The organism is Rhodococcus sp. FH8, assembly GCF_019266085.1.
In the GTDB taxonomy this organism is placed as follows: Bacteria; Actinomycetota; Actinomycetes; order Mycobacteriales; family Mycobacteriaceae; genus Rhodococcus_F; species Rhodococcus_F qingshengii.
This window is the reverse complement of record NZ_LPNQ01000069.1, coordinates 17,836-27,004: the sequence shown is the minus strand read 5'-3', so window position 1 is coordinate 27,004 and position 9,169 is coordinate 17,836. Positions and strand designations below refer to the sequence as shown.

Annotated in this window: 6 protein-coding genes; 2 read left to right on the top strand and 4 right to left on the bottom strand. The window is 61.3% G+C overall.

Annotation, left to right across the window (positions count from 1 at the left end):
• Positions 1 to 358: 358 nt before the first annotated feature.
• The 3 genes from ATN38_RS18235 to lnt form a co-directional block, all read right to left on the bottom strand.
• On the bottom strand, positions 359 to 1,015 hold the full coding sequence (locus ATN38_RS18235; protein ID WP_256931959.1) for a TlpA disulfide reductase family protein: 657 nt from the start codon (positions 1,013 to 1,015) through the stop codon (positions 359 to 361).
• A gap of 116 nt (positions 1,016 to 1,131) precedes the next feature.
• Positions 1,132 to 1,845 (bottom strand): M23 family metallopeptidase, encoded by a 714-nt coding sequence (locus ATN38_RS18230; protein ID WP_037127163.1) that lies wholly within the window; start codon positions 1,843 to 1,845, stop codon positions 1,132 to 1,134.
• 246 nt (positions 1,846 to 2,091) lie between these two features.
• Positions 2,092 to 3,612, bottom strand: a complete 1,521-nt coding sequence (gene lnt / locus ATN38_RS18225; RefSeq protein WP_042445853.1) for an apolipoprotein N-acyltransferase — start codon at positions 3,610 to 3,612, stop codon at positions 2,092 to 2,094.
• 368 nt (positions 3,613 to 3,980) lie between these two features.
• Here lnt and ATN38_RS18220 point away from each other — a divergent pair, with 368 nt between their 5' ends.
• Positions 3,981 to 6,155, top strand: a complete 2,175-nt coding sequence (locus ATN38_RS18220) for an MMPL family transporter (RefSeq protein ID WP_030537797.1) — start codon at positions 3,981 to 3,983, stop codon at positions 6,153 to 6,155.
• 129 nt (positions 6,156 to 6,284) lie between these two features.
• Positions 6,285 to 8,069: an N-acetylmuramoyl-L-alanine amidase gene (locus ATN38_RS18215; RefSeq protein ID WP_019747354.1), complete on the top strand. Its 1,785-nt coding sequence runs from the start codon at positions 6,285 to 6,287 to the stop codon at positions 8,067 to 8,069.
• Between the two features lie 167 nt (positions 8,070 to 8,236).
• Here the strand turns inward: ATN38_RS18215 and ATN38_RS18210 are convergent, their stop codons facing one another.
• A complete protein-coding gene (locus ATN38_RS18210) occupies positions 8,237 to 8,713 on the bottom strand; it encodes a hypothetical protein (protein ID WP_019747353.1) in 477 nt (158 codons plus the stop codon).
• Between the last annotated feature and the right edge of the window lie 456 nt (positions 8,714 to 9,169).

Below are 9,169 nucleotides of genomic sequence, written 5' to 3'. Positions count from 1 at the left end.
AGCGTTGCCGGGACCGAATCTGACTCACAGCAGGTGGGGAACTATCTGGCCGTACGCGGGGAGAAACCATGGCCACAAAATGCGCCATAAATGGCCGCCAGTGGGGAGCTTACGATGGCCGTCGACACTAGTGCGGCCCTCACCAAGGACGAACCACGTTCCGACTCTGGCGACTCGCTCCTCCAGCAGCCTGACGAACTTGCACCCATCCCCACGGTCAAGCTGCCGTCCCGCATCCGTCCCCGACTTTCGGGAGCTGGTCAGAAACTACAGTCAGTCCGACAACGATCGACGAATGCCCGATCGGACGCAGTTCCGGTTCGGTTCAGGGGCCGCTTTTTCGTTCTCCCCCAACGCATTACCGCACCATGCCCGCAACTGCGTCGCGAATTTGCTGGGTATTACGGAAGACCGGAGGATCGGTAACCCGCTCGACACTGCCGTCGCGTTGCACGACGAAACTCAGGGGCAGAACTGGAGGTGCGACAAGTGTTCCTTGAACCGCGTCGGCGTCGCCATAGGAGGGGTAGTGCACTCCGAGGTCGGCGAGCAGCGCCAAGGCTGACGATTGACTGTCCTGTACGTTGACGCCGACGACCCTCACTGAATCGGGTTCCTCAGCATAAGCCCCCAGAATGGGGATTTCCTCTCGGCAGGGTGCACACCACGACGCCCAGAGATTGATCAATGTCGGTTCGCCGGCGAGGGCGTCTCCTACATCGAATTTTTCCCGGGACCCGAGGCATGAAACATTCACGCCGGACAGCTGTCCCGAGGCGGACCGTTGCGGATCAGGCAGGGGGCATGGACGCAGTGCCGCCGCGACGGCAAGTGCAGCGAGCGAAGCGCCGTCGGCCGTGGCAGATCCCCCGGCATGAGAGGCAGTGGCAGCGGGTGGTTGCGCAACTTCAGTCGATTCGCGTCCCCGTGGCCACATCGCTACTACGAGCAGGGCGACGACCGCAAGAGCAAATACCGTCCACCGCCATTGAGCGCGCATCTGATCATCTTTCATCCCTGTCGATACCTGGCGGGTACCGACCTTCTCGTCGACTCAAATCCGAAAGCGTTGGTTTCAAACATGAAGTCTCGGCGTCACGTTGGAGCCTGGTGGGTGCACCTGGCCGTAGTTCAGGAACTGGTGTAGTCCGTAACTTCCACACCCCGAGACGCAAGCCACTGCTTGGGATCTACCTTTTGCCCCGAGGGGTCTGCAATCTCGAAGTGCAGGTGCGGCCCGGTGGATTGACCGCGGTTTCCCACTGTCGCGATCTGTTCGCCCACGCGTACCTGCTGCCCGACGCTGACGAGGGTTTCGTTGATATGGCCGTAGGTGCTGATCGAACCGTCGTCATGTTGGAGCCGAACCCATAACCCGAATCCGGAAGCTGGCCCGGAATCGATGACGGTCCCGTCTGCGACAGCGTAGATCGGAGTCCCGATCTCGTTCGCGATATCGAGACCTGTGTGCGTGGTTCCCCATCGAGGTCCGAAATCTGAAGTGAGAGTGCCTGATACAGGCTTGATCGTGCGCGCCGACGATCCGGTGGATACAGATCCTGTCGAGATGGGGATCGAGACCGCGGATTCGAGCGCGTCCCGTTGTTCCGCCAGCCATGCACCCTTGGCAAGCTGATCGACCAGTTCGCCGGCACCGGCCGTGGTCGGAGAAATGAGTGCTTGCGGCGGAGCTGCATCCGCAACAGTGTCGGACGCCGGATCGGGTGTTGCACGAGACTGGTCGGACTCGTCGTGAACTGTGTGTGCATTTGCCAGGGCGGGGCCGGAGATCTGGGTTCCCGCGGCGATCAGCGCTCCTGCCGCGACTGCCATCGTGGCTGCCACGACCGCATTGTCTCCATGGCGCGTAATCGTGCGATGTCTCCCACGAACGGCGACCTGGCAGTTTCCCGACCCGACGGATATTGCAACGAGCTCACTGACGTGCCGGGATGTGGCGCCGGCTTCCTTACGGTGACGGGACAAAACTGCACTCCTCCGGGTTGTACCACGCATGTTTTTGCGATGTGGACCACCCGCGTTGAGCAGCGCCTCCATCCGAATGTAACGAAACGATATACGAAACCGCTCTCAATTACTATTCATCTTAGTAGGTGGAGCGGCGCGGGTAACCCGAAAAGTGACGCTCACCAGCAGCGCTCCGAGCGCGAGCAGTGAGATCACGATTTCGGGCACAGGACCGATCCGTGTCGCCAGAGTCATGTCCGAGCGCAGTTGAACATCGCCTACCAGTACGTCGTCGGTGAAGATGCCGCTTTGCTGAAGTACGGCGCCGTTGGACTCGATGATCGCACTGACGCCGCTCGTCGCGGCCACAAGCACGGGGCGCCCGTGTTCGACCGCCCGAACCCGTGACATCGCGAGTTGTTGGTACGTCATATCGGTACGCCCAAATGTCGCGTTATTTGTTGGGACGGTGATGACTTGGGCACCGCTTCGCACCGAGTCCCGCACCAGGTCGTCGAATGCGACCTCATAGCATGTGGCCACGGCAGTGGGAGTGCCGTTGAGAGTAACGACACCGTTACCGTCACCCGGCACAAACTTTCCCGCTCGAGCGGCATACGAGGACAGCGCATTCATCACACCGGGTAGCGGCAGATATTCACCGAACGGGACGAGCTTTCGTTTGACGTGCTGCTCCCCGGGCCCGGAATCAGGGTCCCATACGATCGCGCTGTTCAAGGTGGTTCCGTCCTCGCGCGTCAGCACCGCACCGACCAAAATGGGCACACCAACCGCTCGCGCAGCATCGGTGATGCGCGTTGCCGCATCCCCGTTACGTAGCGGGTCGATATCCGAGGCATTCTCCGGCCAGATCACCAACTGCGGCCGAGGGAGCCGTCCCGCGTCGACATCCCTGGCCAATTCCTTTGTTTTTGCGACGTGGTTGTCCAACACCGCGCGGCGTTGGGAGTTGAAATCCAGACCAAGCCGTGGGACGTTTCCTTGAACGAGGGCAACTGTGCTCATCGCCGCAGGTGCGGGCGTAGGACGTGCAGAAAGCAGCATCGCCGACATCAGCGGAACGGTCACAATCGCCATGCATGCGAACATTCGCATCCAGTGCCGACCGCTCAACGCTGTTATCAGCCCCGCAAGTCCACAGCCCAGGAGCGCGACGGCGAAACTCAGGCCGGGGGCTCCAGCTACGCCGGCCAGGGGCAACAGCACACCGTCCGCCTGACCGAATGCCAGACGCCCCCAAGGAAAGCCGCCAAAGGGAAGTCGCGAGCGAACCCCTTCGAGGAGCACCCACACCGAGGCGATCCACACTACCGAACACGGCAGTCGACTCAGCGCCGCCGCCATCGCCCCGAAGAGCCCGATCGACAATGCTTCGATCGCCGCAAGGACCAGCCACGGGAGCGCTCCGACGTAGACACCTACCCAGGGCAGCAGTGGGACGAAGAACGCCAATCCGGCGAGATACCCGTACCCGAAGCCAGTTCTCACCGATCGGCCGCGAAGGACCAGCACCAGAAGAGCAAACCCGACGGGAGTCAGATACCACGCTGAATACGGAGGGAAACTCAGATACAGCGCTCCACCCGCCGTCACTGCGCCCACGGCCCGCGCGCCCACCCGCATCCACCCTCGACGAGGTGGTTGCTCTACCGGAGTTCGACGGGGGACGTTTTCGACGAGATCGACCATCGTGATTGATGCCTTTCGTGATGTATCGGAATCCGCATCGCACGCGACATGTACTACTATGCATCATAGTAGTACATGTGGTTTGATTCTCCGGGCGTACCGTACAACGCTCGGCACCCGACAGACCGTGCGGCACGGTCGACCGTTCATCACTGAACTCGGTCGTAAGTTCCTGCACAGCAACGCCATACCGTCAAGAAGACAGCAGGGACAAGACCGGTTGCGCATCGGCGTCGTCGGGGTCTTGCCGCAGGGAACAGTCTCGATCCAATCCACCGTCCCGCTCGATATCACGGAGAAAAATGACACGTTGGGCATTGTTCGTCGTCTCCCGCCCCTGGTGGATTCTCGGTGTCATCATGGTGACAGTTGCCGCCAGCGGGATATGGGGCATCGGAGTCTTCCGCGAGATGGGGCAGAGCGGATTCACCGATCCGGGTAGCGATTCCGCCGAGGTCGCGCGTACCGTCGAGGCCGATTTCGGGCCACAAACCCCCGACATCGTCGCGATCTACACCCCCGCGGCAGGTGTTGAACTCACCGACCTCACCAGCGGGGCAACGGAGATGCTCGACAAGTTCACCGCATCGGTACCCACTCATTCGGTGAAGTCGTATTGGTCATCGACCCCACCCGAACAAATTCTTCTGCGTTCGACAGACGGAACCAAAGCCGCCATCGCAATCACCCTCGACCCAGGACCTCGAGGTCAAGAAGCGAACACCGCAGAGATGCTGCCCCTACTCGAACTCCAGGGAGCGCAAGCGGAATTCGCTGGCGGCTCGATAGTCGGGACAGCCTTCAACCACCGTCTGCAGTCCGACCTCGTCCGGGCGGAATCGATTGCACTGCCCATCACACTGATCCTGTTGATTTTCATCTTCGGTGGGTTGATCGCTGCAGCGGTCCCCGTCTTCGTCGGGATCTTCGCGATCATCATCTCCCTTGCAGCACTACGACTTCTGACTCTACTCACCGAAGTGAATTCGTTCGCCCTCAACGTTGCCTCCCTCATCGGGCTCGGACTCGCGATCGACTACGGGCTTTTCATCGTCAGCCGTTTCCGTGAAGAACTCACCGCATCCGGAGGCGACGCTCGCGAAGCGGCACTCCGGACGACCATGACGGCCGGGAGAACAGTCATGTTCTCCGGCTTGCTTCTCATCTGCGCATTCGCCGGCATGCTGGTTTTTCCTCAAGCCGTGATTCGATCGTTGGGCTTCGGGGCAATCGCCGCCGTCGCCAGTGCCGCGATCTTGTCCGTCGCGGCGGTCCCCGCCGTCCTCGCCGTCCTCGGAAGCCGAATCAACGCGCTCACCTGGCGTGAACACGCCGTGCACTCAGGAGAAGCCAGAGCCCGCCGTTTCTGGGGCACTGTCGTGTCATGGGTCATGAAACGTCCCGTCGCCGTCGCAGTCACCATAGGGACGGGCTTGATGCTCATGGCCACGCCCTTGGCCAGCGCCTCACTCGGAGAGGCGACCTTCACCGCCCTCCCCGCAGACGACCCTGCACGCTCGGCTGCACAGACCTTGGTCTCCGAATTTCCCTCCACCGGCGACGGAGCGACCCTCCTCTTCCGAAGCCGGAGCGGAGCCACCCCCGACGCCGGAGCGGTCAACGCGGTCGTATCGACTGCTGCCCGAATCGACGGAATCGCCCAAGCATTCGTCGTCGCCTCGCGGGACGACACCGTCATTGCCCAAGCGCTTTTCGCGGAGATACCCCCCGACCAAGCCAGCGCCGTGATTACGAATCTACGGGCGCTACCTGCACCTGCAGATACGGAATATCTGGTCGGGGGAAGCCAAGCAACCTTCGACGACGGAAACTCCGCGATCAAGCGCTGGCTTCCGGTGATGGTGTCCATCATGATCGCCTCGACGCTGGCGCTCTTACTTCTTGCATTCGGCTCGATCGTCCTGCCCCTCAAGGCTGTGGCGATGGCATGCCTGAGTCTGGCCGCAACTTTCGGAGCGTTGACATGGATCTTCCAGTTGGGCAACGGAGCCCAGTGGATTGGCGTCACACCGGCACCCCTCGAAGCGACGTTCGTGGTCCTCATTCTCGCAGTCGTGTTCGGTCTGTCCACCGACTACGAAGTGTTCCTCATGGCACGAATGTCAGAAGCCCACAGTGCAGGAGCAACGACCGAAGAGGCCGTCCGCATCGGCGCCGAGCGCACAGGCAGGGTGATCACAGCGGCGGCGCTCCTGCTGATCGTCGTGACCGGAGCCTTCACATTGTCCGGACTGTCGATCATGAGGTTCTTGGGTGTCGGAATGATTCTGGCATTGGTACTCGATGCCACACTCGTACGGATGCTCCTGGTCCCGGCGTTGGTGAAACTGATGGGAGAAGCCAATTGGTGGGCGCCTCAATGGTTGTCGCGCATCCATTCACAGATCGGCATCGGCGGCTCTTCCACGACCGCGCCAACACCCTCCGAACACATCCACGCCGCAACCCTCAAGTAACAGTCGAGACTTTATGGCAGAATGACGATGTCGGGCCTCATCCGACCCACCCGGCCGACACCGGACCTCAACAGTCGACGTCGGTGTGCGAATCGCCGAAAACTCCCGCATCACAGGAAGTTCTGCCATATGCCCCAACGACGACGTTCAAAATTCTCGCTGGTCCTCGGCTCCGTCGCAGCCCTCGCCGTCGCCAGCCCCTTCATCTCCCATGTCACGACGGACACCTCACCCGAAGTCCGCTCCGCACAGTCTTCGTCAGCCTCCGAATCTGCGGCACAGATAGCCGACGTCGCCCTTGCGAGCATTCCGGATCTCTCGATACCCCTCAAAGAGTTCACGGGCATCGACCTCTCAGCCCTGCTCAGGCTGGGATTGAATGTCCTTGCCGCAGCCACCGGCACTGATCTGCCCACCGATGATCCACGTTCGAAACCGAAGGTCGATTCCGAACCGTCACCGAGGCAGGAGATCCCTTCGGAGATGTCGGTCAAGGAGATCACCAGGGAAGAGCCATTTCGGATGGTCGCGTTGACATCGAATGGCCCCACAGCGCCGGCAGCGGCCGTACGAGCGCGCCAATCGGACGGAGGCTGGGGCCCATGGCTTTCGACCGCGCCAGCCGACACATCGCCGGGCCGGCACTTGCAAGGCACGGACCCGGTATTCGTCGGAACCACGAATACCGTTCAACTCCTCGTCCCCTCCATCCAGAATCCGGCCGTGCCGAGTGAGCAACCACGACCACCGCTTCCCGTCGTCCCTCCCCTCGTTACCGCCTACACCCCTGCGGCCCTGACACAACCATTGGTCCGCTCCCCAGCGAAAGAAGGTGATCTCTCCGCCGTACTCATCGAGCCCGGCAGCGGTCCCGCATCTCCCCTGAAATCAGCCGACACCAATGCAAGTCCGGGATTCTCCGTGATCACCCGTGCACAATGGGGAGCCGACGAGTCCCTTCGATGCGAGGCACCCGTCTACGACGAGTTCCTCGGGGGAGCTGTCGTTCACCACACCGCCGGAAGCAACGAATATTCCAAGGAAGAATCCGCCGACATCGTGCGTGGTATTTATGCCTACCACGCACAAACGCTCGGATGGTGCGACATCGGCTACAACGCGCTCGTCGACAAATACGGTCAAATCTTCGAAGGCCGAGCCGGCGGCCTGGACAAGCCCGTCCAGGGAGCACACACCGGCGGATTCAATGAAAACACAGTAGGCGTGGCAATGATGGGCGACTACACGTCAACCCAGCCGACCTCCTCCGAAATCAACACCGTGGGAACCTTTCTGGGGTGGCGACTGAAACTGGCCGGCCTGGATCCACTAGGACGCACGACCATGTACTCGGAAGGAACCGAATTCACGTCCTTCCCCGAAGGGGCCGCCGTCGACATCCCGATCATTTCTGCGCACCGCGACCTCGGCAACACCGCCGATCCCGGCGAACAGGGGTACGCACAAATGGATACCATTCGAACTATTGCGGCCTCATACGGCGACGGTTCCGACCCGACGCCACAGACCGCCACCCCCTCCGACAACTCCAGCCTGAAACCCCCTGTCAGCACAACACATTCGAACCCACAAGAGTCCGCAACCGCGACGAAGTGGGCCGCCTCAGGCGCCCAGGACGGACCCCTGGGAGGTCCGGTCGAAACCGATTCCCCCACCCCCGGCGGCCTCATCCGAACCAATTATCAAAATGGCGCTATCTACGAAATCGCCGGCAACGCCTGGGTAGTCCTCGGCCGAATCTACGAGGCATGGAAAGCCGCAGGCGCGGAGAACAGCATGCTCGGCCTCCCCATCAGCGATGAGTACAACACCGTGAACGGCCCACGCTCCGACTTCGAGGGTGGGTCCCTGCTGTTCGACCCACATACCGGAGCGGTCTCTCGGCTACCGTGACATCGCCGAGAGAGTCAAGGACGCCACGAGTCCTTCTCTCGCAGAAACGGACTCAACTGAACGCCCACCACAAGGAGTGGAGTTGACACTCCCGAGTCCCTCGCAGGATTCGGGAGTGCGACAGGCTTCTCGGGCTCACTCGGGACATCGCAACTGTCAATGTCGTCCTAGGACCGTTCGGGGACCGCAGTGCCGATCAAGTCCTTCGATACAGGAGGGCGCACTCTGCACGCCCGCTCGCCTTTCAGCCGCTGCCGAAACGCGCCCGCCATCAAAGCCAGTGAAATCAGTCCCAAGACCGGTTGTATCGGTGCCCACAGATTCAACGCACCCGTCACACCGACAGTCATGATCACCAATTTGTTGCACACCGGACAGCCGACGGCCAACAGAGCCAGCGCATTACTGCCAATGCCCACACGCGAGGGGGCTGCAGAACTGGATTGCGTGCGCACGTACGTTGCGAGTATCAATCCGCTCAATATCGCGGTCGCGATCCACACCGGATAGTTCCACCACAGCACCGGAGTCATCCGCTGGTAGAACGGGCTCGGGACTATCCCGGCGGGGACGCCCACGATGAGCGCTGCAACCACCGCCCCTGCCGACGCCGTGATCCAACGCCAGAGCGACCAATTCGTCATCGCCGATGCCCCCTCGTACTGTGAACTACTAAAAGAGATAGTAGTTCACAGTACGAGGCGACCGGAAACGACAATCCTTCCGGTCGACGACGTGCAACCCACCCGAGGCGGGGTATCACCTGACGTTCAGGTCGCATCACTCGTAGATCTCCGCCGTATTCAGTGCACCTCTCGTCAGTCTCTACCGCCGCACGCTCCGGACACACCAATGACGAACGTCATTTCATCCCGTCGTCGGGCGCACAATGGGATGAGCTGATCGTTGCACGGTCACACTCCTCACAGACCTCGCACATTCGTGGACTGCGCCGCCTCACGTGAACAGGAGGGCTGCCGATGGATCTCACCTACACGATCTCCGACGGTGCGCCGTCGATCCCGGTCACCTATCCACTTGTGCGGGCCGATTCGCGCACGACGGCACTATTCTGCGCCTACCCGCTCTCTGCTGTTGTC